General features: G+C 60.2%; 28 protein-coding genes and 6 pseudogenes. 22 read left to right on the plus strand and 12 right to left on the minus strand.

Annotated elements, in window-relative coordinates; translation table 11 throughout:
• Window positions 1–12: 12 nt before the first annotated feature.
• From O3932_RS00180 to O3932_RS00195, 4 genes are read right to left on the minus strand one after another with little or no spacing between them, the layout of a single operon-like run.
• Window positions 13–561, minus strand: a complete 549-nt coding sequence (locus O3932_RS00180; protein WP_371535382.1) for a DUF6286 domain-containing protein — start codon at window positions 559–561, stop codon at window positions 13–15.
• On the minus strand, window positions 558–971 hold the full coding sequence (locus O3932_RS00185; protein WP_371535385.1) for a hypothetical protein: 414 nt from the start codon (window positions 969–971) through the stop codon (window positions 558–560). The genes O3932_RS00180 and O3932_RS00185 overlap by 4 nt, the downstream gene beginning before the upstream one ends.
• A 5-nt stretch (window positions 972–976) precedes the next feature.
• Window positions 977–1153 (minus strand): hypothetical protein, encoded by a 177-nt coding sequence (locus O3932_RS00190; RefSeq protein ID WP_009057414.1) that lies wholly within the window; start codon window positions 1151–1153, stop codon window positions 977–979.
• Between the two features lie 32 nt (window positions 1154–1185).
• The gene (locus tag O3932_RS00195; RefSeq protein WP_009648304.1) at window positions 1186–1629 is read right to left on the minus strand and encodes an Asp23/Gls24 family envelope stress response protein; all 444 of its coding nucleotides are present in this window, start codon (window positions 1627–1629) and stop codon (window positions 1186–1188) included.
• Window positions 1630–2023: 394 nt separating this feature from the next.
• Between O3932_RS00195 and O3932_RS00200 the strand changes: the two genes are divergently transcribed.
• From O3932_RS00200 to O3932_RS00245, 10 genes and pseudogenes are all read left to right on the plus strand, one after another.
• Window positions 2024–2212, plus strand: coding sequence for a type II toxin-antitoxin system VapB family antitoxin (locus O3932_RS00200; protein ID WP_232204180.1), 189 nt, complete (start codon window positions 2024–2026; stop codon window positions 2210–2212).
• A pseudogene (locus O3932_RS00205) lies at window positions 2209–2567 on the plus strand (type II toxin-antitoxin system VapC family toxin). The gene O3932_RS00200 and the pseudogene O3932_RS00205 overlap by 4 nt, the downstream one beginning before the upstream one ends.
• A gap of 283 nt (window positions 2568–2850) precedes the next feature.
• Complete coding sequence (locus O3932_RS00210) at window positions 2851–3186, plus strand: HigA family addiction module antitoxin (RefSeq protein WP_083836245.1); 336 nt, start codon at window positions 2851–2853, stop codon at window positions 3184–3186.
• A 147-nt stretch (window positions 3187–3333) separates the two neighbouring features.
• Window positions 3334–3528 (plus strand): type II toxin-antitoxin system VapB family antitoxin, encoded by a 195-nt coding sequence (locus O3932_RS00215; RefSeq protein ID WP_034505048.1) that lies wholly within the window; start codon window positions 3334–3336, stop codon window positions 3526–3528.
• Window positions 3525–3896, plus strand: coding sequence for a type II toxin-antitoxin system VapC family toxin (locus O3932_RS00220; RefSeq protein ID WP_009648295.1), 372 nt, complete (start codon window positions 3525–3527; stop codon window positions 3894–3896). Before O3932_RS00215 ends, O3932_RS00220 begins: the two co-directional genes overlap by 4 nt.
• A gap of 169 nt (window positions 3897–4065) precedes the next feature.
• The gene (locus O3932_RS00225) at window positions 4066–4188 is read left to right on the plus strand and encodes a hypothetical protein (protein WP_009648316.1); all 123 of its coding nucleotides are present in this window, start codon (window positions 4066–4068) and stop codon (window positions 4186–4188) included.
• Window positions 4189–4258: 70 nt separating this feature from the next.
• Window positions 4259–4399 (plus strand): annotated as a pseudogene (locus O3932_RS00230) (transposase); the annotation flags it as partial.
• Between the two features lie 51 nt (window positions 4400–4450).
• Entirely contained in the window at window positions 4451–4768 is a 318-nt protein-coding gene (locus tag O3932_RS00235; protein ID WP_009648313.1) for a transposase, read from the plus strand.
• 152 nt (window positions 4769–4920) lie between these two features.
• The gene (locus O3932_RS00240; RefSeq protein ID WP_371535661.1) at window positions 4921–5160 is read left to right on the plus strand and encodes a transposase; all 240 of its coding nucleotides are present in this window, start codon (window positions 4921–4923) and stop codon (window positions 5158–5160) included.
• Window positions 5093–5719: an IS3 family transposase gene (locus tag O3932_RS00245; protein ID WP_366101240.1), complete on the plus strand. Its 627-nt coding sequence runs from the start codon at window positions 5093–5095 to the stop codon at window positions 5717–5719. The genes O3932_RS00240 and O3932_RS00245 overlap by 68 nt, the downstream gene beginning before the upstream one ends.
• Before the next feature lie 12 nt (window positions 5720–5731).
• Here O3932_RS00245 and metK read toward each other — a convergent pair.
• A pseudogene (gene metK / locus O3932_RS00250) lies at window positions 5732–6882 on the minus strand (methionine adenosyltransferase); the annotation flags it as partial.
• A gap of 84 nt (window positions 6883–6966) precedes the next feature.
• On the minus strand, window positions 6967–7539 hold the full coding sequence (locus O3932_RS00255) for a P27 family phage terminase small subunit (protein WP_009648296.1): 573 nt from the start codon (window positions 7537–7539) through the stop codon (window positions 6967–6969).
• A gap of 61 nt (window positions 7540–7600) precedes the next feature.
• Between O3932_RS00255 and O3932_RS00260 the strand changes: the two genes are divergently transcribed.
• Window positions 7601–8413: a hypothetical protein gene (locus tag O3932_RS00260; RefSeq protein WP_299239541.1), complete on the plus strand. Its 813-nt coding sequence runs from the start codon at window positions 7601–7603 to the stop codon at window positions 8411–8413.
• On the opposite strand, the gene O3932_RS00265 is transcribed toward O3932_RS00260, so the two are convergent.
• From O3932_RS00265 to O3932_RS00275, 3 genes and pseudogenes are all read right to left on the minus strand, one after another.
• On the minus strand, window positions 8403–10844 hold the full coding sequence (locus tag O3932_RS00265) for a glycoside hydrolase domain-containing protein (protein ID WP_371535389.1): 2442 nt from the start codon (window positions 10842–10844) through the stop codon (window positions 8403–8405). The genes O3932_RS00260 and O3932_RS00265 overlap by 11 nt on opposite strands.
• Window positions 10845–11226: 382 nt before the next feature.
• A pseudogene (locus tag O3932_RS00270) lies at window positions 11227–11454 on the minus strand (HNH endonuclease signature motif containing protein); the annotation flags it as partial.
• A 42-nt stretch (window positions 11455–11496) separates the two neighbouring features.
• Window positions 11497–11952 (minus strand): annotated as a pseudogene (locus tag O3932_RS00275) (ATP-dependent helicase); the annotation flags it as partial.
• Between the two features lie 93 nt (window positions 11953–12045).
• Between O3932_RS00275 and O3932_RS00280 the strand changes: the two are divergent.
• The 3 genes from O3932_RS00280 to O3932_RS00290 are packed head-to-tail and all read left to right on the plus strand — an operon-like array spanning window position 12046 to window position 13225.
• Window positions 12046–12357, plus strand: coding sequence for a transposase (locus O3932_RS00280; protein WP_009647327.1), 312 nt, complete (start codon window positions 12046–12048; stop codon window positions 12355–12357).
• A gap of 36 nt (window positions 12358–12393) precedes the next feature.
• Entirely contained in the window at window positions 12394–12927 is a 534-nt protein-coding gene (locus O3932_RS00285; RefSeq protein WP_371535391.1) for an IS3 family transposase, read from the plus strand.
• The gene (locus O3932_RS00290; RefSeq protein WP_051023496.1) at window positions 12875–13225 is read left to right on the plus strand and encodes an IS3 family transposase; all 351 of its coding nucleotides are present in this window, start codon (window positions 12875–12877) and stop codon (window positions 13223–13225) included. The genes O3932_RS00285 and O3932_RS00290 overlap by 53 nt, the downstream gene beginning before the upstream one ends.
• A 378-nt stretch (window positions 13226–13603) precedes the next feature.
• Here O3932_RS00290 and O3932_RS00295 read toward each other — a convergent pair whose 3' ends face one another.
• Entirely contained in the window at window positions 13604–14110 is a 507-nt protein-coding gene (locus O3932_RS00295) for a hypothetical protein (protein WP_009647330.1), read from the minus strand.
• 281 nt (window positions 14111–14391) lie between these two features.
• Window positions 14392–14535: a hypothetical protein gene (locus O3932_RS00300; RefSeq protein WP_198002790.1), complete on the minus strand. Its 144-nt coding sequence runs from the start codon at window positions 14533–14535 to the stop codon at window positions 14392–14394.
• 193 nt (window positions 14536–14728) lie between these two features.
• Between O3932_RS00300 and O3932_RS00305 the strand changes: the two genes are divergently transcribed.
• The 7 genes from O3932_RS00305 (at window position 14729) to O3932_RS00335 (ending at window position 22816) form a co-directional block, all read left to right on the plus strand.
• A complete protein-coding gene (locus O3932_RS00305) occupies window positions 14729–15694 on the plus strand; it encodes an ABC-three component system protein (protein WP_009647325.1) in 966 nt (321 codons plus the stop codon).
• Window positions 15682–16140 carry an ABC-three component system middle component 2 gene (locus O3932_RS00310; RefSeq protein ID WP_299241237.1) on the plus strand — a complete coding sequence of 153 codons (459 nt, stop codon included), beginning with the start codon at window positions 15682–15684 and terminating at the stop codon, window positions 16138–16140. Before O3932_RS00305 ends, O3932_RS00310 begins: the two co-directional genes overlap by 13 nt.
• Complete coding sequence (locus tag O3932_RS00315; protein ID WP_009647337.1) at window positions 16137–18011, plus strand: AAA family ATPase; 1875 nt, start codon at window positions 16137–16139, stop codon at window positions 18009–18011. The genes O3932_RS00310 and O3932_RS00315 overlap by 4 nt, the downstream gene beginning before the upstream one ends.
• The gene (locus O3932_RS00320) at window positions 18001–18237 is read left to right on the plus strand and encodes a helix-turn-helix transcriptional regulator (RefSeq protein WP_009647326.1); all 237 of its coding nucleotides are present in this window, start codon (window positions 18001–18003) and stop codon (window positions 18235–18237) included. The genes O3932_RS00315 and O3932_RS00320 overlap by 11 nt, the downstream gene beginning before the upstream one ends.
• A gap of 129 nt (window positions 18238–18366) precedes the next feature.
• On the plus strand, window positions 18367–19197 hold the full coding sequence (locus tag O3932_RS00325) for a site-specific DNA-methyltransferase (protein WP_009647333.1): 831 nt from the start codon (window positions 18367–18369) through the stop codon (window positions 19195–19197).
• Window positions 19179–20231 (plus strand): DNA methyltransferase, encoded by a 1053-nt coding sequence (locus tag O3932_RS00330; protein ID WP_009647331.1) that lies wholly within the window; start codon window positions 19179–19181, stop codon window positions 20229–20231. Before O3932_RS00325 ends, O3932_RS00330 begins: the two co-directional genes overlap by 19 nt.
• A complete protein-coding gene (locus O3932_RS00335; protein ID WP_009647336.1) occupies window positions 20228–22816 on the plus strand; it encodes a DEAD/DEAH box helicase in 2589 nt (862 codons plus the stop codon). The genes O3932_RS00330 and O3932_RS00335 overlap by 4 nt, the downstream gene beginning before the upstream one ends.
• On the opposite strand, the gene O3932_RS00340 is transcribed toward O3932_RS00335, so the two are convergent.
• The gene (locus O3932_RS00340) at window positions 22800–23282 is read right to left on the minus strand and encodes a zinc ribbon domain-containing protein (protein ID WP_314736723.1); all 483 of its coding nucleotides are present in this window, start codon (window positions 23280–23282) and stop codon (window positions 22800–22802) included. The two genes, O3932_RS00335 and O3932_RS00340, sit on opposite strands and share 17 nt — an antisense overlap.
• Before the next feature lie 40 nt (window positions 23283–23322).
• On the opposite strand from O3932_RS00340, the pseudogene O3932_RS00345 reads away from it, so the two are divergent.
• Window positions 23323–23645, plus strand: a pseudogene (locus tag O3932_RS00345) (VapC toxin family PIN domain ribonuclease).
• Window positions 23646–23796 lie beyond the last annotated feature (151 nt).

The following is a 23796-nucleotide window of genomic DNA, read 5'->3' on the forward strand; positions in this document are numbered from 1 at the left end:
ATCGGCTCTCCTTCAACTCACACGCCTGGCGCGGACGCGGCTGCGGGTGATGCCCTCGGGGTTGAAAACCTCCAGGGCCTCGTCGGTCTTCTCGGACGCGGCTTCGCGCACGGCGTCTAAGTCATCCGCGTCGCTGAAGACGACAACGTCGACTCGTGACCTGCGCACGGTGGCGGAAGCGGACCGAATCGTGGCGAGCTGTTCGACGTGCCTCTTTACGAGGATTGCCAGGTCAGAACGGTGAAGTGCCGTCTGCCCGGGGATATCGTCGGGAAGAAAAGCGACGTGCCTGGGGCGACCGGGCCACAGGGCTGCGACAAGCATCAACAGGCCGCATGCGGCCGCGATTCCGGCAGCAATAAGTGCCGCGATGGAGCTAAAGGACACCGTGCCGATCGCGTTGAGCGTGGTGACGGTGCGCTGCGGCCAGGACCCCGTGAGGAGGCGGTATCCCGTCAGCCATGTGCCGAGTCCCCCGATAATGAGGAGAAGCAGCGCCAAGACGGTGGCAGATGCGCTCCGGGTCGGGCGATAAATGAGCGCCGGTACGGGTGCTCTCATCTCAGGCTCCTCCTGACATGATTGCTCGGGTTGAGCCACGAAATGTCGATGGACATCTTGGCGACGCGTACCCCGCACAGCTTTTCGACGCGACCGCTCACGTGCGTGCGTAGGTCCTCGATAGTGGAGGACAAGGGGGTGGGGAAGACGAGGCCGAGGTCCAGATGAAGGATCGCGCGCTGCCCATAGAGTTGGCATGTGGCCTCGGGCCGAGACCCGAAGTTTCGGCGGGAGCCAATCCCGAGGACTCCACCTGCGTTCGAGCCGACGGCGGCAAATTCAAACGCGGCTTGAGCGGCGATTCGGGCGACGACATTGGCCGGAATAGTCGTGGTGCCGCGCTGTGTCAAGGAGGATTCCTTCTCGCGCGACGGCTTCGACTGCGTGACTGCTGAGTCAGGCGCGGCCACGCTCGTCACCTCTTTCGCCAATCGAGGATACGTTGGACATCGACCCGGCCCTCCAGATAGAGGCCCACTACCCATCCGACGACGCCGCACAGGGCAACGAGGACGAAGCTGGCGAAGGAACCGAACGCGAGAACGGCTCCCATGAACAGGCCCACCAGGAGAGCCAGGTGCGTTGTCTTCATGAGAATTCCTCAGATCCAGGCGTCGAGGTCGACTACTTCAGATCGGTTGAGGCGGAGGTGTTTATTTCCTCCTCGGGCAGGTGGACGTCGGTGACGTCGATGTTGACCTCGACGACCTCCAGGCCGGTGGTTCCTTCGATCTGGTCGATGATGTTGCTGCGAATATCGTTGCAGACGTTGATGATGGAGTAGCCATACTCGACGACGACGATGACATCAATGGCGGTCTGGGTTTCGCCCTTGTGTACGGTGATGCCGCCGGTGACGTTGGTCTGGGTGGTGGGGATGCGGTCAGTTACGGCGCTGAAGGCGCGGCGCACGGCGTTGCCCATGCCGTACACGCCGGGTACCTGGCGGGCGGCCATGCCGGCGATCTTAGCGACGACGTTTTCCTCGATGGTGGTCGTGCCGTGGTCGGTCTGGAGGGGACCCTCGGGGGTCTTGTCCTGGTCAACGTTCTCGTTGTTGTCGCTCATGTGAGCCTCTTTCATTGAATCGAAGGTGGGGGCCGCTGGGTGATGCGCGGCTCAAGCAACAGGTCAGTGACGTGTCACTGTAGACACCGCGATTAGCTTGTGTGCCCTGCTGATCGCCCTGGTTTTGCTCCCCGCGACCATTCTTCCGTGGTTTGTCGGATCCTGTTGGTTGAAAAAACGCTGTGATCTCGTTAAGTGAGATGTGTCACTGACGGGTGGTAAATAGTGATACGAGGTCACGAGAATTTTCTTCATGACGAGGCTGTGGCCGGCTTGTGTGGGCGTGTCACTGAGTTGCTGTTGGGGGCAATGAATACGCGCAGACAGGCTCTGCACGGCGCATCAACCGTTATGGAGATCAAGCCCTATCCTGGTGCTGGAGGATTCTATGCGGATGACAATTGACGTTGACGACGAGTTGCTCGCGCGCGCCGAGGAACTCACTGGGATCAGTGAACGATCCGCGTTGATCAGGGATGCGGTCGAACTCCTCGTTCGCATTGAGACTGGACGACAGCTCGCTGCGCTCGGTGGTAGCGATCAGGTGGCGGAGGCTGTGCCCCGGAGTCGCGAGCACGCATGAGAGTCCTCGTCGACACGAATATCTGGATCGATTACCTGCGGCAAACTGAGCCGGTCCTGGTCGACCTCCTTGAGCGCGACCAGGTGTGCGTGCACCAGAGTGTCATCACCGAGCTCGCGCTGGGCAACCTCAGGGATCGGGCGATCTTTCTGAAATTGATGATCGTTCATGCCGTGGGCTACCGAGGGGTCCGGCACCTCCTTGAGGAGCGGCGGCTGTGGGGCAGGGGACTGAGTGCTGTCGATGCGGCGCTCCTGGCAAGCGTTGTCGTGACCCTGGGGTCTTGTTGTGGACGCGCGATAAACGCCTGCGTCAGGCCGCACGTGACGTGGGCGTGTTGGCCGACATTGAATGAGGTAGGGGTCTCCGACGAGGCCGTGGCCGGGTCGAGTGAGAGGGTGGCCCGGTCGCTTGCTTATGGCGAGAGCAGCAGGTCCGTCTGCGTGGCGAGGTGTGCGATGCTCTTGGAATACCAAGGGATCCTCGCCGTGATGGCGAGGATCCCCGTAGTAGAGTGCGCCGGTCCAAGCCCGATGCGATTAGTAGGATGGTAGCACTGGGTCGTTGAGAACCAAAGGGTGCTCCGTTCAACGGCGGTGCCTTTTCAAGCGCAGTCGTGATGGGTGACGGCCTGGATGATGCTGGTCCAGAAGGGGTTGAGATCGTTGACTACCACTAAAATTGCTCCGATTCACCCGGGTGAAGTCCTCATGGAAGACTTCATCGAGGGCTTCGGAATTACGCAGCATAAGCTCGCCGTCGCTATCGGTGTTCCGCCCCGCCGTATCAATGAAATTGTTCATGGGAAGCGGAGAATCACGGCGGACACCGCAATGCGTCTCTCCCGCTACTTTGGTACGACCCCGGGTTTCTGGATGAACCTGCAGATGCGCTACGAGCTCGATCGCGCCGAAGATGCGCTGGGGGATACGTTGAGCGGAATCGTTCCCCTCGCGACGGTTGAAGTCGCCTAAACCACCTCAGCCTGACGAGGCCATGGCCGGGTCGCGCGAGGCCGTGGCCCGGCTGTGCTGTTATGTGAGCTGGGTGGACTAGAAGCTGCATCAAAATCCGAATCAACTGATGATGCCTGCGGTGCTATGCTGAGGGTGGAGGTAAGCATGAGAACCACAGTGACACTCGATGATGACCTGCTTGAGCGCGCCGAGGAGCTGACAGGGGTCAGTGAGCGATCCGCTTTGATTAGGGACGCGGTTGAGCTCCTCGTCCGCATTGAGACTGGACGGCAGCTCGCTGCGCTCGGCGGCAGTGATCCGGGGGCGGAGGCTGCGCCTCGGAGTCGCGAGCACGCATGAGAGTCCTCGTTGACACGAACATCTGGATCGATCACCTGCGGAAAAGTGAGCCGGTTCTGGTTGATCTGCTCGAGCGCGATCAGGTGTGCGTGCATCAGAGTGTCATCACGGAACTCGCGTTGGGGAATCTCAAGAACCGCTCGATCTTTTTGAAAGCGCTTGAGCGCCTCATGATCGTTCGCAACGTCGACGACCAAGGCGTGCGGCACCTCGTCGAGGAACGGAGGCTGTGGGGTAGAGGACTCAGCGCGGTCGACGTGGCACTCCTGGCAAGTGCTGTCGTAACCCCCGGTGTCTCGCTGTGGACACGCGATAAGCGCCTGCGTCAGGCGGCGTGCGACGTGGGCGTGTCGGCAGACTTTGAGTGAGATAGGGGAACTCTGAGCGAGGTTGTGGTCGGGTCGCGCGAGAGCGTGGCTCTGCTTTGCTGTCGGTTGAGTGCGAGTGTGAATCGTGTCGTCGATCACCCGGGTGGTAGGGTGTGGCCATGATGACGGATAGCCGGTACTTATGACCGCGCTTCTCAAGGAGGTAACAATGCAGGGAGCAGCTCTCGGGGATGACGGCGTTCAGACCGTGCGCTACTGGCTCTACGTGCCGGGCCACCGCACATCCATGTGGGACGACTTTTACGCGCGCGGCATCATGGGGCTCGCCTAGGGGGAGCTAGGTGACTTGAGGGCGTACGCCAGCAGGTCGGACATGGAACGCCAGCTGCTTCAGACATCCTCTCTTGGAGTGGCAGCACCGCCCCTTAGAAGCGTTCTACCCGGTGATCTACCTGGACGCGATCCGCATCAAAGTCCGATGCGATCACAGGGTGGAGAACCGGGCCTCTCACCTGGCGGTCGGAGTGGACATGGAGGGGCTGAGCTGTCCCGGGTATTGTGGAGAGTGTCTTAGGCCGGATTGAAGGTTTGGGATGTTTGGTCAGCGCCAGTATTCGATGGAGTTGCGTGAGCGTGCGACGCGTATGGCGTTGGAGGCTCGTGCTGATCCCGGGCGGCGTAGGGGTGCTATTAAGCGCATTAGCGGCCAGTTGGGGATCGATCCTGAGGCGCTGCGTACGTGGGTGCGCGCCGTGGAGCAGGGCGGGCGCAATGAGCGTGGCGAGATCAGTGATCAAGAGGCCCATATCCGAGCGCTGGAAGCTGAGAATCGTGAGGTATGGCGCGCCAACGAAATTTTGAAGGCGGCATCGGCTTTTTTCGGGGCGGAGCCAGGTCGCCTCGGACGCTAGTCTGCGATTTCATCGAGGCCAACCGGCATCGGTGGGGAGCTGCGCCGATCTGCACTGCTTTATCCCAGTTTGGGGTGCGGGTTGCTCCCAGTGCCTATTGCGCTGCCCGGACTCGTGCCTTGTCGGCGCGCAGCGTGCGCAACGAGGCGCTGATGCGTGTGATGAGGCAGGTGTGGAAGGAGAACTACTGTGTGTTCGGGGTGCGTAAAATGCACGCCTTCCTCAACACTCACGAGTTGGGCGTGGGACACGTGGCGCGGTGCACGGTCGAGAGACTGATGCGGCGTATGGGCATTCGTGGCGTGAGTCGGCGTCGGACCCGCCATGTCAGCCTTAGCACCGCGCCATGCATGCCCCTTGGACCTGGTCAATCGGCATTTCGGGGCCCATGATCTCAACGAGTTGTGGGTTGCGGACATCACCTACGTGCCAACCCAGGCTGGCTGGGTCTACGTCTCCTTCGTCACCGACGTGTGCTCGCGTAAAATCTTGGGCTGGAAAGTTGCGTCCTCGCTGCATACCGACGTGGCCCTGGACGCGTTGAACATGGCGATCTACCAACGTCGCCGCGATGATATAGACACTCGTGGGCTCGTGCACCACTCCGACCGAGGCGTCCAATACCGCGACGTGCGCTATGGGCAAGCTCTCGCCCGTTGCCAGGCAGTAGCGTCGGTGGGTTCGACCGGTGACTCCTACGATAACGCCCTGGCCGAAGCGTTGAACTCCTTGTACAAAGCAGAACTCATCTACAACGAGGCGCGCCCCGGCTACGCCGGCCCCTGGCGCGATCGGAGAGGTCGAACGCGAAACCCCGCCTGGGTCCACTGGTACAACACTCGCCGCCCCACCTCGCCCTGGGCGGCATCACACCACAACAAGCAGAAAACCAACACACAACAACACGAAAGGAAGCGGCCTAAACAAGCCTCCACAAAACCCAGGACTTGACATGGGGCTCCACGCCTTCCGCAGGTCGCGCTCAAAACGCCAGGTTTGTTCCCAGCGCGGCCAATCCCGGCCCACGCGCCCGTAGACCGCGAGATCCCGGTAACGGGGTGTGCGCAGGTTGAGGACGTCGATGATCCCCGCCGGCCGCAGCACGAACACGTCACGTGCGGCGGCGGTCAAGATGCGGTCGGAGTACTCGCCGGTGCCGAGCGTGTCCACCTCGAACGCGACCGGATCAGCCTTCCCAATCGCATACGAGATGCCCACCTCGCACTCAGCGGCCAGCCCGGCGTCAACGATCGTATGAGCGATCAGGCGAGCCATGTAGGCCGCTGACCGGTCGACCTTGGATGGGTCCTTGCCGGAGAACGCGCCCCCACCATGAGACCCGAGCCCGCCGTAGGTGTCGACCATGAGCTTCCGGCCCGTCAGCCCGGTATCGACTCGCGGCCCGCCCTCAACGAACTGACCCGACGGATTCACAAGAATTTCGGTGTGCTCGTCTATGGGTAGGTAGGTCTGGCAGGCCGGGGCCACAATCAGCGAGCGCACCTCACGCTCCAACACGGCCAGATCCTTGCCCGCCTCATGCTGCACCGAGACCCGACGGTCTCGACGGCGGCGGGGGTACCGGTGTCGTCATAACGCACACTCACCTGGGCCTTGCCGTCCGGGTTGATCCCGCAGATCGTCCCCTCGGCCTGGGCAGTATCGAGACGCTCGCAGGTGCGATGTGCCAGGACGAGCGGGAGCGGGAGGCGTTCAGGGGCCTCGGCGGTGGCGTAACCGTAGACCGTGCCCTGATCGCCAGCCCCCTGCAACGCGAACGCTGAACTATCACCACCGCGTGCCTCCAGCGAGGTGGTGACCCCGGCGTTGATGTCGCTCGATTGGCGGCGCGTCCACACGTAGATCAGGATCCCGAGCGGACTGTATCCGGCACGCGCGAGGGCAGGGCGCACAGACTCCCGGATACGCGGGCGGTGGTTGGTGGTGATTTCGCCGGTGACGATGATCCGCCGACCGGCTGCCATCACCCCCACCGCCACCCGTGCGGCCTTGTCGTCGTAGAGGATGTCGTCGAGGAACTGGTCGGCGATCTGATCGGCCAACTTGTCCGGATGACCAGCACACACAGACTCGGCAGTACAAATCGAATACATAAGCACACTCGCTTCCACGAATCGGAGGGGAACAAGAAAGCGTCCACCCCACTAGAGGATGGACGCGAAGATCATGAGGGGCGGTTAGTAGCGGGCGTTGAGCAGCTGCTCCGTCACCTCTTCGCCGGGCGTGGTGCCCGCGTAGTCGGTGGTGCAGGTGGCGCGCACGATCTCGTAAATCTCGTACCAATACACATTCGCCTGCTTTCCGAAACTCTGGGACATGGCGACAAACGGGCTGGCGATGGCAGCACCGGTGGTGGGGTGTTTGCCAAGCAGGCCGAACTTGGAGATCGCCTGCTCGCACTGCACATACCGGGCAAACGCCTGCGCATACGCCTCAATCAAGCGAGGCGCCACGAAATGGGAACAGCCACGTTGATCGAGCCACTGCCACGTCTCCCGATAGACGAGGTCAGCGCCAAGCGGTTTGCCGTCACGCTGAATCTCCGACAGATAGTCCGATGGTTCGGGCATCGTCTCCCCGGCACGCACCGCATCGTCGCCAATGTCATTACCTGCGAAGTCGAAGGGTTCGTTGAGCGGGTCTTCCAGGCGGGTGGCGGGGCGTCCGGCGGCGAGTTTCTCGCCCAGCGGGCCGGGCTTCGCGCTTGCACGCACGCAGCGTCCGCCCCTGTTGGTGCCATCTTTGGCCATGGGTCGCCTCCTCGCCGTAGTATCGTCATGATATCGGTACTGAAGTCCATGGGAGGTGTGAGTGGTTGAGTCTTTAAAACTATTCGTTCGGACCTACGTGTATTGGGTAGGGATCATCCTCGGCTTCGCGGTAGTGCCCGGTTCTCTGCTCTTCACTGCTGAAGTCGCTCCGGTGAACACTCCATTGTGGCTTGCACCTTTCGCCGGGCTGCTGCTTTTTGTCATTGATCGGCCATCAACATGGGAGCCACCGCTCTGGCGAGCATTACTGATCCGAGTATTGGGTGCAGGATTTGCAGCCACCATGCTCATCGCGTTTGATGCAGTTGCTTCCACCCACTATGGATCTCAACACTGGAGTGAGACGCTCCTGTCTTTCGGTCTCGGTTGGATTGTCTTCACGGTAGTAGCAGGACACATGCTCATGAGCAGCTCCGCCCGATTTGGCACACCTGCTCACACGATCAGGGACGCGATCCGTACCTACACGACATGGATAGGAATCTGCTTCGGGATTTTCTATATCCCCGCCGCGGGACTCTCCGCAGCTGGCACTCTTTTGATGGTTCTTCCGCTTTATGGAACCTTCCTCGCGGGCCTGGTTCTTTTGATAGTTGACCCGCCACGACGATGGCCGCAACCGCGAGTGAAGGCACTGTGGATACGACTCTTATCAAGCGGGGCAGCAGCATTACTACTTGTTGTCACGAACTCGTTCTATTGCAGTACTCGCACACACGAGATTTTCGTCGGGGACTGGCAGGAAAACCTGGTCTTCTTCGTGGGTGCTTGGGCACTTTATTCCGCAGTGGCTGGGGCCAGGTATCTTACGCCTGGCCCCAGCCATGAAGCAGATGACAAACTCAGTAGATGAATTCAGCTAGAGCTTGACATGCTGCCCTCTTGGTTTCTTCGCTAGGCTCAACGCCCGAGTAGCCGTATGCCCCATTGGAACCGTCTGTGAGAAGGCCAACGTATCTGTCATCCAATGGGCCATCAATTTCTGCAAAGAACTTGTCCTTTGCGGTTCCTCCGTCGCTTGCACCAACACTCTCAGAGATCGCCTTGAATCGCTGCAATAGCGAAACTGGATTGTTGTAGTAGCTCCTCAGCGTTCGGGACAGAAGGTTGGGGTCGTCGGCTCCCGAGCCTTTCAGCATCGCAGCCAGTTTGATCGCATCCCCGTCGCTACACAGGTCGGAGTAGTTGCAGCTGTTCGGCAGATCATTGGGGATGGTCAAACCTTGAAGTCCACTGTGATTCATATAGTTATCCCCTTGGCCAACAAGAGCCCTTGCTACTGCAATAATGTTTGAGCCGGGATTCAGTTCAACAACCTTTTGAATCGGACCGAGCGCTGAAGCTAAGTCACCCGCCCATCCCGTCCACTTATCAGGAACGAGCGGATTGAGGTTGATGTAGCCCAGGGTGGTCACACTCATATGCGGGATATCTACTGCACCACCTGCGGGGTCCGTCCATTCTTGTCGATCGGAGCGAATCCACTTATTCAAGGCAGAGATTATCTGGGACGCTTGAGTGTCATCTTCCAGCCTTTTCGCGTCCGTCTCCCGATATGCTTCAGCTGCCGCGGACCACTTTGCGCTTCCCTTGAGGTAGACCGTTGATAGGTAGTTCAGGACACATCGCCAAGTCGGAACTTTGACCCAAGTAACGTAGCTGCCGGATGTGATCGGATCCTCTCCGAAAGCGTAGTCCTTATAGACCACGCGCAATTCCTCGAACCGGCTCTCAAGCGCTTCGATCAGATCGAGAAAATCTAGAGCGTCGTAATTCACTGGCTGCGCGGGGCGCACCGACGAATCGGCTGACATGAGACCCGAATATGCCACGCGGTCAAGATCCCATTTCCCTCGATATCCACTGATTTCGTGGAACTGATCAAATACCCAGTTGTCGGGGATCGGGAAACCGAGATTACCTGAGAATCCGGTAGACATGTCAGAGACGAATGATGCTACCGCGTATCCAGCCTGAGCTATCCGGGTGCAGATGTTTCGTGAGGCGTAGATACCCACTCGGTAGCCGCCGCCGAGGCTTTGCGTTACTGCCTTGAAGTAGGGCAGGATGTGGCTGGTCACCTGAGGATCCGTGGCATCGTAGTCAACGGCGAAGTAGATCACTGTAGGTGGAACACCAAGTCGTTGGGCAGCGTATTGGGCCTCTTTCGCATGACGGTGCCCATTTTCGACACTAAAGTACTTAAGTTCAGTTGAGTACTCTTGAAAAATTGGGAAATACTTCAGCCCATGACCAACGATTCGCTCTAGCTCGCCTGTCCGGAGCGCCTTGAAATAGTCTGCCTCAGACTTACTGCTTTGGTTGGGTTCACTGAGATAGCGGCCTACGATCTGATAACCATCAGCCTTAAGATGTCCAGCAAGCTCGTCAGTGATCTCAAAGCGCGTATCGCAAGCCACACATGGCCGATTGGGGTCGCCTTTTGAAGTGAGCAGGCTCATCCATGTGGTTGGGTCGACCACCCCGGTCACTGGCAAGGCGTGTGCTTGCTGGAACTGCCACAGCGTGTTGCTGATTCCGCTGTTCCACGTGCTGGTCGGCAAAATGGAGTAGCCGTTGCAGACTAGATTCACAGTGGCTAGCCATACCCACTGGTTAGTGCCGCTACTAATTGTCCGTAGTTTGGCGCGAGTGCCTGCACCAAAATTCCCGGTGGCTTCGGCAGGTGTGTATCCTTCGATTGCTTGGAGGACCTGGATTAAAGCCGTGTTCATTTCACGACCGTACAAGCCATCAGTGGGGATGATCCCTGTGTAGTTCTTGTACCCACGGTTAATTGCTTGCTGCGCCTGACGAATAGCTGGCTTGCCGCCGTAGGCAGAGAGTAACCGGAACTGTTTCATTGACAGAAGCGCCATCATTAGTTCAACATCGACCGTTGCGCTCGTATCGCCAAGGCCAATATCGACTTTCATCTGGCGAATAGAGTCGGCCACGTGGTCGGTAAACTCAAGAGTGATGCCACCGTATTCGGCTCGATATCCCTTGCACCACAAGGCTCCTTGAATAATTCCATGAATATTGTCGTAGCCAGAAGTTTGAGTAATGCCGTTTGGCCAACGAGACTTGAATCGAGACTGTGTTCCAGAACCGAAATTGTTTGCCGTCGCTGTAATACCCAGCTCGATTTGCAGAGCGCGGATGAGTGCGTTGATTGTATCCCAGCCAGTGTTACCGGTTTCTTGGACTGAGCCGAACCCAGTTTTATTGCCGTAAGTCGAATTCAGCCACTGCTGAGTTGTCAGCACCATTTGATCTGCCATGATTCCTCCTTCAGAAATCAGTTGTTAACTCGAGGCAGGCGAACATCTGCCACGGAGGGATCCAGAACACCAGATGAGAAGCTCCGAGTTTTTACCTCACCTGTACGTCACCGGGAAACCCGAATCCGGACGGGCAGAGCGAAACTTCGCGAGTTTCATCCCTCACTGGTAATGCCGACGAAGCCCGAAGTGTTAATACCCTGTTTGATTCGGGGACTTTGCACACGGTTGGCCCCGCCCGCTGACCTGTCCGAGCGTCGTAGAGATCGAGAGGCCCCAACCCTCCCCTCGCCAGCGCCGCCAGGTTCCCCCGTGTCTGCCGATCAGCACCGAGGTGCACATCTTTGAGGTTTCGCAACCTCGGCGCGACGTGGCGCAGATTTCAGTAGGTGTAGACCCTCGGGGTCTGCCTCCACCGGTCGCCGTCGAGCGCCGACTGGCGGGAGTGGCGCGGCTTACACAAACTGCGGAGATTGGCCTGGTCATGGGTGCCGCCGTGTTCCAATGGGATGGCGTGCTGGACTTCCTGCGAAGGGGTGTACCGGCCAGCCGCGAGGCAGTCCTCGCACAAGGGGTGGGCGGTGATGTAGGCGGTACGAATCTTGCGCCAGCAGGCCCACATGCATGACGACTCCTTCCTGCTTATGGTTGTGAGTTCGGTGGCGACCGCGTCGATCAATGCGGCCTGGGTCATGTCCTTCGCCTCCAGCGCCTTGAGGACAGCTTGGTCGAGGGTGTCGGTGGCGGTGAGGTGGGTGATGGTGACAGACTCGGCCTGTCCTTGTCGATACAGCCGGGCGCTGGTCTGCTGATACAGCTCCAAGCTCCAGGTCAGTGAGAACCACACGAGCAGGTGGCCACCGGACTGCAGATTCACTCCATGCCCAGCGGAAGCGGGGTGGATCAGGCCAAGCGGGATGTCGCCCCGGTTCCACGCCTCGATTTCCGCCGACGTCTTCAGTTCGCGGGCTTGTGGGAAGCGACGCTGGATGTGTTCGCGGTCGTGTCGGTACCAGTAGGAGACGAGGACGGTTTGGCCGTTGGCGGCCTCGATGATGTCTTCGAGGGCATCGAGTTTCGCCCCATGCACCTCGACCGTATCGCCATGCTCGGGCGTGTTTAATTGTCTGTGGGCTTAGGCTGGTCTTGTCGACACTTCGTTAAGCGGGCGTGTGTGCCTGCGGAGAGTGAGGTGCCTGTTATGGTTTTTCGTCGTCGTTTGACGCCGGAGTATCGTCGTGATGTTGCGTCTTTGATGTTGGATACGGGGGCTTTGATCGCGTCTGTGGCCCAGGATTGGGGGCTGGGTGAAACGGTGGTGGGCCGCTGGGTCAAACTCGAGCGCGAGCGGTGCCAGGCCGCCCAGCAGGGGCGCCCTGATCCACGCGAGATGGAAGCTGAGATCACTGCTTTGCGTCGGCGAGTGCGCCAGCTGGAGAAGGAGAACGAGTTCTTGGGAAAAGCCAACGCCTTCTTCGCCTCTGGGCACTACAACACCAGCGATTTGAGCTGATGGACGCGCACAAGGGCTTCCTACTCGATCACTGTGATGGCCAAGGTCTTGGGTGTCACGCGCGCGGGCTATTACGCGTGGAAAAACCGTGCACCCCAGCGGGGCGAGCGCGCGCTGGTGCGGAGGCGTTTGGATGAGGCGGTGGCCTGGGAACACGAGGTGTCCGGTGGCACGTATGGGGCTCCATGTGTCCGCCATGCTCTGGCGCGCGCGGGTGTGGATGTGGGTGTGTGCGCGGTCGCCGCGTCGATGCGCCGCCAGGGCCTGACAGGCCTGAACACGCACCCGCGCCCGGCTAGGCGCGGCCGGCGGGGTCCGGTGGCCCATGAGGACCACTGCGCCCGCCAGTGGGACCAAGGCGCCCTGGACCGGGTGTGGATCACGGACTTTACCTACCTGCGCTGCGCCCAAGGCTGGGTCTACCTGTGCGCCGTGCGCGATGCACACTCGCGCCGAGTGCTCGGATACGCCATGGGCGAGCAGCACAACACGCGCTCTGGTCATCACCGCGCTCGACATGGCCGCCACCACCCGTGGCAGCTTCCCCACTGGGATCGTGCTCCACGCTGATCGGGGAACACAGTTCACCTCCCAGAAACTGGCCGCCTACATGCGCGCCGTCCAAGGAACCGTGTCGATGGGACAGGCCGGAGTGTGCTGGGATAACGCCATGGCCGAATCCTTTTGGGCCACCCTCAAAACCGAGTACTACTACCGGCGCTCCTTTACCACCCGCGACCAGGTCTGCACTGGGGTCGCCACCTGGATCGAAGACTTCTACAACCGCCGCCGCATCCACACCAGCCTCGGCGGCAAACCCCCCATCGAATACGAACTACACCAAGCGGCCCAGGCAACAGCCGCATAAACAAACCGTCAACAACTTGCACACAGGCCCAGTTATCACCGCCCTCACGGGTGACACCTGCCACGTCGGCCAGCGCCATCAGGTCGTCGGTGTCGGCGACACGCACCTCGACGGTGGAGGCTTCGGAGCCAGGCAGGAGCACAGCCATGCGGTGCTGGGGTCGTCTGGTGCCGAAGATCGCGCGCAGCATCCGCCTGCTGGGGTGGATTTCTTTTGCAGCGAGTGCGGCAGCCGGGCTGGGGTGCTTGGCGATCTTGATCTTGAGCTTGGTGGGCATCCGGGTTTCCTTCCATGTGAGTGGTGGTACGCCCCATCACCGGGTTGGTGAAGGGAGTGCCTTGCATCTGTCAGGCATGGGACGCGCCGAAACCAGACGGCCTACGACTCGGTGAGTGTTTTGCGCAGTTGGGCCAGACCGCGCGAGACGGCTTTCCGCACCGCATCGGCACTGGTCGGCTGGCCTGCGCCGGTCTTGTCGGCGGCGATCTCGGTGAACCAGTCGCCGTGGAGCACATGCAGCTCGATGTACTCGCGCTGCGTCGCAGTCAGTGGACTCAGCAGTTCGACCACCGCGAGGTTGGCCTCGACCTGCTCGGTGAAGTCCGGATCTTCCGAGGCGAAGTAATCCGCGCCCAGCCCGCCACGCTCGTCGTCATCACCGTGGCCGGGTTGGTCGACGGAGATGTCGGAGCGGCGGCGATTATCCAGTTCGCGGTACTCGGCGTACACGTCGTCGAGGTAGGCGCGAGCCCACGTCGGACGCGAAGCCGGGTCGCGCAGCTGGACACGCAGTTTCTCGCTGTCGGGTAGGTCCGGGACGGGTAGGTCGATGGTGTTGCCCCTGGGGGTCAGGTATGGGACGGTGAATTGGTTGTTGAATGCCACGTGAGGGCTTCCCTTCTTACGAAGGGAGACCCCGTTGAGGGCAACCGACGAGAGGCCGTGGTGTTGAGCGGAAACAGTGAGGGGCACCAACCCGACCCGGGGGTGAACCCGGATACAGGTGGTGCCCGTCAAGCGCTCAACGGAGGTCTCCCGAATACGGGTGAAAAACGCATGCGGGTGTAGGAGGAAGGCGGCCGGCCGGTGGCCGGTACGGCTTTGACCGCCACAGCGGTTGGGCTGTCCTGCCGGATGACGTCTGGCCAGCAGAACAGCCGTGAGGGCTACTTGCCCTTACGCGGCTTGGCCTGAGCCAGCGCCGAGGCTGCGACCGACTTCGTCTTGGCCGAGGTGCGACCGTCGCGCAGCAGTGCGGCCGCCTTCTTGGCGACCGGTCGAGACGTCTGCTTCGTGTTTCGTGTACCCATGTCCTTGTTCACCTCCTGCCTCAGTTCGCTCCGACACGGTTACGCGTTCGTGAAGATGAACGCGACAAGAGTGAAGCGGCCTTGTAAGATCGAAGGAACACAGGTTCGCTGTTCGCCCTTGTGGTTCTAGGTTCCCCGATGACGTTTTTCTGATCGGCTGGGAAGCGATGGGTCGCGATGGAGAGGTGGTGCGGTGGATTATAAGTCGAGCTTCCATGCCGTTTTGGCGACGGTGCGCCCGCTGATGAAAGGCACCCGTAACCTTGGCGAGTTCACCGCAGGTCTCATCGACATGGGACTCGTGCCTCGCGGAACCGTCGACGGTGAAAAGACCGCGCTTGAGATGCGCAAGTCGGCGACGTGGAAGGGGTACGCCAACGGGTCTGACCAGCTGCCTACTGTGTTAGCGAGCGAGCTGGCTGGGCGATGGGATCAGTTTCGGTTCGCCAGCAACGTCTCCCAGGCATACGAGGAGTCGGCACTCAATGACCTAGCCGACCGGCTCCACGACCTTGACGAGTCGATCAACAAGGGCAATGTTACCGAAGGTCTAGGCCAGCTGTTCTACAAGGTGTTCACCGAAGCTGCCGGTGAGACCGCTGCCGTAACGGAGCCCTTGACTTTGGCAGACAAGGCCGACCGATCTGGCGTCCCGTACATTGACGAGAAGATGAATCGCCTCAGGCTTGGCGACCGCTCGGTCGCGTTACCGCAGAAGCATCCAACACCGGACACAGTTCAGCCTGCTGAGCTGGGGTATGTTTCGGCGCTCCTGGCCGCGTATTGCGAAGACAAAGCCCGTACCGGCGTTGAGGTGCAGCTGGACGACATCCCGTCGCGTCTGGTTCAACACTTCCAAGAACAGCGCAAAGCGTTCTACCGTGCCGAATGGGTACGAGAAACATCGTGGAACTGCATCCACGATGGGCGGCCATTGTTTGACGATTTCCTGGAAACGATGCACGCGGGAGTCTCCGACACCAACTTGCGTCAGTACCCCAACGGACTCGAACGTCTCTTCGCGACACTGGCTCAAGCAGCCGCAGTCCAACTCGACGGTGTCCGGCTCGACCAGATCATTGACCTGATCGACGTGTGGAGCCGGAAAGGTTCCTGCCACGAACTGGTCGCCCGGAAGCGGCTGGGATGGGTAAATTGATGCGCGCCACGTCCCTAGACACAAGTTTCGAAGCTGAACTGCGCGGGCTTATCTTGCTGTTCCTGCTCGGAGATGCAGCGGATGCCGACTACCTGGGTGCCCTAGACACCATCACCGTCAACGCCCACACCTTCGGGGTCGGGGCAGAGAGCCTCAACGGCACCCACCGACTGGCCAGCGCGGAACTCCACACGCGCACAGTCCTGATGACCCAAGCTCTCCAGCATTTGGCGATCCAAGGATTCGTGACACTACAGCCAGATCGTTCTCCGGCGGCCTTCACGATTACCGCTGAGGGTGAATCAGTCGTCAACCATTTCCGCTCCCGATACGCCGGTCAGTTGTTCGACACCGCGTTGGAGACGATCGAGCGGGTTGGCGACCTGAGCACGAGCGAGCTGGCTCAGATCATCAGGTCAGCGACCCCGGAAGGAGAAACGCGATGACACCTGGCTTCTGGATCAGCAGCATCACCGTGGCCGGGCACCCCACTCGGCGGGACTCCAGCGTTGGTTTCGAATCTGGACTCAACGTCATCTACGGACCGTCTAACTCCGGCAAGTCCTGGGTGCTTCAGTGCATCGACTACGTATTCGGGCTGAAAGCTGACGAGTTCGTCCTCGACGAAAACTCCGGCTACACCGAGGTGCGTATGGGGGTGCGCACCGCGCAGGGCTCACTCACGTTATCGCGCTCCATCGGTGAGGGAGCCAATAACATCGAGGTCTCCAGCACAGACCCACGAATTGAGTCTGGAGTCTACAAACGTCAATCGTCTGGCCGTTCCCCGCTGCTCAGCTCGGTGTGGCTCAAACTCATCGGCTACGACGCCCCTGAAAACCTGAAAATCATCAAGAACCAAAACCTTGAAACCCAGGCGTTGACGTGGCGTACCTTCTGGCATGCGCTGTACGCGGATGAAGACCGGATCAGCACCAAGAAACAAATCCTTCTCCCTCTTCAGGCCACCGCACAGCCCGCGTTCAAATGCGCCCTAGCGTCACTGATCACCGGCAAGGACTATGCCGCCTACGCTCGTGATGAGTCTGTCGAAACGAGGAAATTGCGTAACAACGCGATCATCGACTACCTCGAGCCGCTACCCAAACAGCTTGAAGAACGAATCGAGTTGATCGACAAAGCACTCGGTAGCAGCGACCCAGCAGAGATCCAGCAGCGCATCGATGAGCTGACCGCAGAACTGGAACGTGTCCAGCAACGCATCACACACGCCACCGTGCAGGGGCAAGACATCGTCGCACGCCTCCAACAGGTGCGTGACTCGCTGGCGGAATCCCGCAGTCTGCGGAACCGATACGAGGAACTTGCCGCCTCCTACCGTGCCCGCATCGAGCGGTTCGATTTCGTCGAGGAAGGCCACGCCCTCACCGCACACAGGGAACCGGCAACAACCTGCCCCGTATGCACGCAGGCACTACCGCCGGAAGCGCGATCCGCAGTTCCAGAGCCCGATCTGCGTGAACGCCACGACCTAGCTGCCCGACTCAACGATCTTCGTCAAACGATCCATCAGATGGATGTTGAACAGGCACCACTGCAAGAACAAGAGCAGGATTTCGCCGCAGAAGCCGAGCACATTGCCCGGCGCATTAGCGGCGAGTTAGAGCCGCAACTGCAAGCCCTCTCGACTTCGCTTGCCAGTCACAACGCGATCATCGCCATGCAGGCAGAAAGAGAACAGCACCTCGAACGCAAACAAGCCATCGAAGACGAACTTGAAGAACGCAAGAATCGCACATTCCCCAAGGGCAACTTCAATCCGCTCGACGAATACCCGAAAACGTTCTGGTCGCAGATGGGCACCAACCTGCTCGACGTCCTTGGAGCCTGCGTGTTCCCCAGACTCAAAGATGCCCAATTCTCGCACGAACTGTTCGATGCTGTCATCAACGGCAAAACAAAAGCGAAGGAAGGGCAGGGCTACCGGTCGTTCGTCAACACCGCTGTCATGCTCGCCCTCCGGGAATACCTCGCCTCCGAGGACGCCACACACAACCCCGGCCTGCTTATCATCGACACCCCACTACTGGGGCTCGACGATCCACAGCTCGACCCCGAGCTTCAAGAAGCCCGTGAAACCATCCCCGCTGCCCTCTACGACTACCTCGCCCTCGAACAAGACGGCGGTCAGATGATCATCGCTGACAACACCAAGTTCATGCCCGACATAGAACCGCTAAAGGACCGATGCAATCTCATCGTATTCACGAAACGCGAAGGAGAAGCACGCTACGGCTTCCTGCTCGATGCCCAGGACGAAGACCTGATCGATCTGGAGGGAACAGATGACAACTAACCGCGCCTTCAGCTACACGCCCCTCTGGAAACTCCTCATCGACCGCGATATGAACAAAACCCAACTTCAAGAACGTGCAGGCATCAGTCCAGCCACCCTGTCCAAACTCGGACGCGGCGGCAACGTCACGACCGACGTCCTTGCCCGCATCTGCGAAGCTCTCGACTGCGACGTCGCCGACATCTGCGAGGTCGTCCCCACCGATATGAAGGGAGTAACCGACTAGATGACCGCTCAACGCCTGCAGCTCACCTGATACAACAAGGACAAGGCTCTCATCCCCACCGAGACCGGCAAGTACGGCTACACGTGGGTTGACCCCTCTGATCCGCGTTACTGCGAAACCCACACCCTCGTGCTGGACGACTACGTGCAAGGCACCCAAACGGAGAAGTCGGATGAGTTTGCCTACTCCGAGCGCGCCGATCTGGAACCTCAGGACGACAATCTGCTCATCCTCGGCGAATCCGGCGACGTCCTAGAGGCCCTCACTAGAGTGCCCGAACTGGCCAAGAAGTATGTGGGGCAGGTGAAGCTGATCTACATTGATCCGCCGTTTAACACCGCGCAAACATTTGCCAGTTACGAGGACAACCTAGAGCACTCTATCTGGCTGACGATGATGCGCGACCGGCTGCTGCACATGAAGAAGCTGCTTACCGACGACGGTTCGATCTGGGTGCATCTTGATGATGTGGAAGTGCACCGGATGCGACTCCTTATGGATGAGGTCTTCGGTGCGGAGAATTTTCAGGCAGAGGTTGTTTGGCAAAAGGCCGACTCTCCGCGGCGTGGTTTGGGATTTTCGGTTGACCAGAATTTCGTCATCGTCTACCGGCGCAGCGAGGCATTCGAGCCAAATAAGGCACTGCGCACAGCGGCTGACAACGCCCGATTTTCCAATCCGGACAATGATCCTCTTGGGCCTTGGTGGGATGACAATCCATCCGGTAATCACGGAGATGGCTCTGGTGGTATGTGTTACGCGATTCAGAATCCTTTGACCGGGGAGATGATGCGTCCACCCAAAGGCGCCAGTTGGAGGTACTCGCAACAGCGCATTCTCGCCGGCTTACAGGGATGGGTGCCGTACCGGTTGGAGAACCTGCATAACGCAGAATGGCGTGCCTCCAACGAGGGAGCCCTCGCGAGAAGGCGTCCGATGACGTGTGCGCGCTCGTCCTAGATGTCTCGCTCAATGAAGCACGTGAACGGGTCGCGGCACGGCGAACTTCGGGCGAGCCACTGCCCGAGATCCTGATCCGATCAACGGGAGGAATCGGTCGTAAGGCGTATATCCCCACCGATGGAAATAATCCTCGAACGTGGTGGGAAAACAAGGACGTAGGCCACAATCGCGCGGCCAAGTCCGAACTGAAGGCTCTGTTTCCGATTCTTACCCCTTTTGACACACCGAAACCTGAGCGCCTCCTTGAGCGCATTATTCACACCGGATCAAACCCTGGCGACATCGTCCTGGACGTGTTTGCTGGTTCCGGGACGACGGCGGCGGTGGCGCAGAAGATGGGGCGGCGTTGGGTGACGTGTGAGTTGTTGGAGTCGACGTTTACGACGTTCACGCGCCCTCGCCTGGAGAAGGTGCTCAACGATCAAGACCCGGGAGGGATAACCCGGACGAAGGGCGAACGAGTCGACGCTACGGAAGACGGGCTGCCTGATGGTGTCTCGCCGGAGGACGCCGCGAAATTCACGAGCGTGCTCAACAAGCTGATCAAGGACGACCCGGAATTAAAGAAGAGCGTCGAGGTGAAGACACTGAAGGCTGCCTCGAAGACCAGGCGCACGAAGGAAGTGCTGAACTGGCGTGGTGGCGGCGGCTTCCAGGTCGCCCATCTGTCGCCTGCGTGCTTCGACTACGCCCCTGAATTGGACAGGGTGATGCTGACGGCGGCCGCGACCGGACAGACCCTGATCGAGTCGGTGGCTGCCAACCTCGGGTTCACACTGTTGCACCCGGATGATGACTATATTTTTGATGCCCGCCGTGGCAATGCCTTGTTGAAGGTGGTGGAGGGTGTCGCCACGACCGAGATCGTTGACTGGCTTGCTTCCCAAATCCAGCCCGGCGAGACAATCGTGCTGGCCGCCACCACGGTGATAGACGGTGTGCGCCAGCATCTGCGCAAACTGGTGAAGGGGTCGCGGGTGGTCGCATTGCCCGATGATGTGTTTCGGTACAGCGAAGGTGGTGACCAATGATGGCGAACAGGCTCAACATCAGTTTTGACTCGGACATGCTGGAGTCGATCAGTGCCGAGCTCGACTTGCGTGCTCCGAACAAGGAAGCACTGCGCCAGCTGGTCTTCACTCTCGACGGTGACTATGACCCGACCGTGATGCAGGTGCTCAACCTTGCTACGGGCGTGGGCAAGACCTACTTGATGGCGGCGTTTGTGGAGTATCTGCGCCGCCAAGGAGTTGGCAACGTCGTGATCGTCACCCCAGGCAAGACGGTGCAGGCCAAGACCGTGCAGAATTTCACGCCCGGCACGCCCCGCTACATCACCGGCGCGGCGGTGCCGCCCGAGGTGGTGACCCCACAGGACTACTCGGCGTGGATCGCCCGGCAGAACGGCCCGGCCCGACTCGCGTTCGGCCGTGAAGTGCCAATGCTGGCGTTTATCTTCAACATTCAGCAGCTCATCGCGCCGAAGGAAGCCGAGGGTGACACCCACGGTGGTCCCCAGGACGCGATGCGCCGTAAGCCCCGCCGGTTCGATGAGAACGCCGGCGTGCTCTTTGACTACCTGAAGAACCTCGATGATCTGGTTGTGATCGCCGACGAATCCCACCTGTACGGGTCCAGCGCGGTCGCGTTCAATGCAGCGTTGAAGGAACTCGACCCAGCAGCGGCGATCGGGTTGACCGCGGCGGTGGACAAGACCACCGATCACGTCATTTACGAGTACCCGCTCTACCGCGCCATCCAGGACAAGTACGTCAAGGCCCCGGTGTTGGCGTTCCGCAAGAATGGATATGGCACCGATGAAGCCTCCGAAGAGCAACAGTTGCGGGACGCTCTGCAGCTACGTGCGATCAAGCAGGCCTACTACGACTCGTACACGGCTTCCCAGAACCGCGAGCATGTGAACGCGGTCGCTTTCGTGGTCTGCTCCGATGTGGAGCACGCCACCCAGGTTGCTGAGCTGTTGCGCACGCCGGAGTACCTCGGCCGAGAATCGGCTGTGCTGCAGGTGGACTCCAAGCACGAGGATGAGTTGACCCAACGCCGCCTCGACGAATTGGATCAGCCCGAATCGCTTGTGCTGGCAGTGGTTAGCGTGAACAAGCTCAAGGAAGGCTGGGACGTCAAGAACATCGCCGTCGTGGTCACGCTGCGGGCGATGGCCTCGGAGGTGTTGACCCAGCAGACCATGGGACGTGGCCTGCGTTTGCCGTTCGGGAAGTACACGGGCGTGTGGCAGATCGACCAGCTCGATATCATCGCTCACCAGTCCTTCGCCGAATTGTTGAACGCCGAGAACGTGCTGCAGCAGTTCGGATTGGACGAAGCTGTCCCCGAACCCGACAAGGCCAAGGTTGAGGAGGCGATCCGCAAAGCCGCCGAACAATCCAACTCGGATACAGGCACAGACTCGACCGGCGGTCAAGCATCGACTACGACTATTCCGTGGCCTGGTGCTGGTACCAGCGGTGCTAGCACCGGTGGTGTGGAACCGCATCCGGGCACCGTTCCCGTCGGCGGCAGTGATTCCCCGGGTGCGGGTTTGCCCGGTGTCGGGGTTCGTACCATCACCGAGCAGGAGGATGAGCTCACCTGGGAGTTGGTTTCGATCGGACGGAACCCGAGCTTTGCTGACGTGTCCTACCGATTCCCGGTGACGACGATGACGGTGCAGCAGCCGCCCATTGGCCTGTCCGAAATCAGTGACGCCGTGATCGAGCAAGCGGCCCGTCGGGTTACCTCTGCCGGGGACGTGCTGCTGCGCAAAGAGATCATCGCCGCCCTAGGCAAGAAACTCCGGACAGAGGATCGAGAAAGCGCCGAAGTCGACTCCGTCCACGTCGACAACGCCGATGCCGAGGAGGCGCTGGTCAAACTGGTGATCAACATGTCGCTGGTGCCCAAAACCGAACAGACCGCACGCTACGTCGCCACGTTCCTGGTGCCGAAGTTCATGCGCGCCGTGACGTTCACCGGCTGGACCGTCAAATCCCTCGACTCCGCCCGCGCCGAACTCCTAACGCTGATCAAGAACTACACAACCGAGACACTGCGAGCCACCCGCGAGGTGCCGACCATACAGCCCAAGCAGATGCCAGGCACCGGCTACACGCTCCCGTTAGGTGAGAAGGTACATGACCAGATCGAGAGCCGTGCCCAGTTCGTGCGAGGCCGGGTCTACGGCGGCTGGTTCAAGTCGCTATTCGCCGAGGAATCCTTCGACTCCTTCACCGGCGAATACCAGCTTGCTCGCCTGCTCAACACGTCGCCGGGGATCGTGTGGTGGCATCGCCTGCATCCGCAAGACCAGGCGTTCGTGTACTACAACGCGAAAGACCGCTACTTCCCCGACTTCGTAGCCTTGGACACCAACGGGGTGCATTGGATCATCGAAGGCAAGGACGAGCGCGGCCGCGATGACGCCAGGGTGCAGGCCAAGCGTAAGGCTGCCGAGGCGTTGGTGCGCCGGTTGGTGGCTGAGGATGCCTACGCCGGTCAACACTGGGGCTATCTGATCGCCTACGAGCAAGACACCGCCCGTGCCGACTCGTGGGAAGACCTGAAAGCCTTCGCCAGCCCGGTCAGCAACGCCCTGTAGCTGCGAGTTCGCCTGGGCGCATCACGGGACTCCAGCGTTGCGGGAGGACGAGGGTGACGGCCTCGCTGGTAATGAACACGAATCCGAGCCTGCCATCGGTGAGCGTGCACCCGCCCTCCAGCACCGCAAGGAAGTCCGGGATGTGGAACGCAAGCTGCGTCGGCGATTCGGTCAGGAGCTTCTCGATCGCGGCACGGAGCGTCGACGGACGTCGCCGCGCACCCGTTGACTGCAGGCTGTCCACGGCCTGATCAACCGCCGTGCTGTTGCGCCCAGCGAGCACCTGCAACGCCTCGGCCATCTTCACCAGCAGCACCTCCTGGTAGAGGTGGCTGGTGGTGCAGGTGCCGCGCTTGACGTAGTTCGTCGGACACTCCCACACGTCGACCCGGTTCGGGGTGCCCGAGTGCCAGGTCTTGCGGCCGAACGGCCGTCCGCAGTCGCCGCAGACGATCTTGCGGGACAGGCACTTGCCGAAGGACTTGTAGCCGCGTGGGTCGACGCGGGTGTGGCCTGTTCTGGTCGATCTGCTCGAGCGCGATCAGGTGTGCGTGCATCAGAGTGTCATCACGGAACTCGCGTTGGGGAATCTCAAGAACCGCTCGATCTTTTTGAAAGCGCTTGAGCGCCTCATGATCGTTCGCAACGTCGACGACCAAGGCGTGCGGCATCTTGTTGAGGAGCGGCACCTATGGGGCAGGGGCCTCAGTGCTGTTGATGTGGCACTTCTGGCGAGTGCTGTCGTAACCCCGGCGTGTCGCTATGGACGCGCGATAAGCGCCTGCGTCAGGCAGTGCGCGACGTGGGTGTGTTGGCGGACTTCGTGTGAGGCAGGAGAACTCTGACGAGGTAGTGACCGGGTCGCGTGAGGGCGTGGCCCGGCTTTGCTGTCGGTTGAGTGCGAGTGTGAATCGTGTCGCCGATCACCTGAGTGGTAGTATGTGGCCATGATGACAAATAGCCAGTACTCATGGCTGTGG

Source organism: Pauljensenia sp. 20925_1_25 (assembly GCF_041433955.1).
GTDB lineage: Bacteria > Actinomycetota > Actinomycetes > Actinomycetales > Actinomycetaceae > Pauljensenia.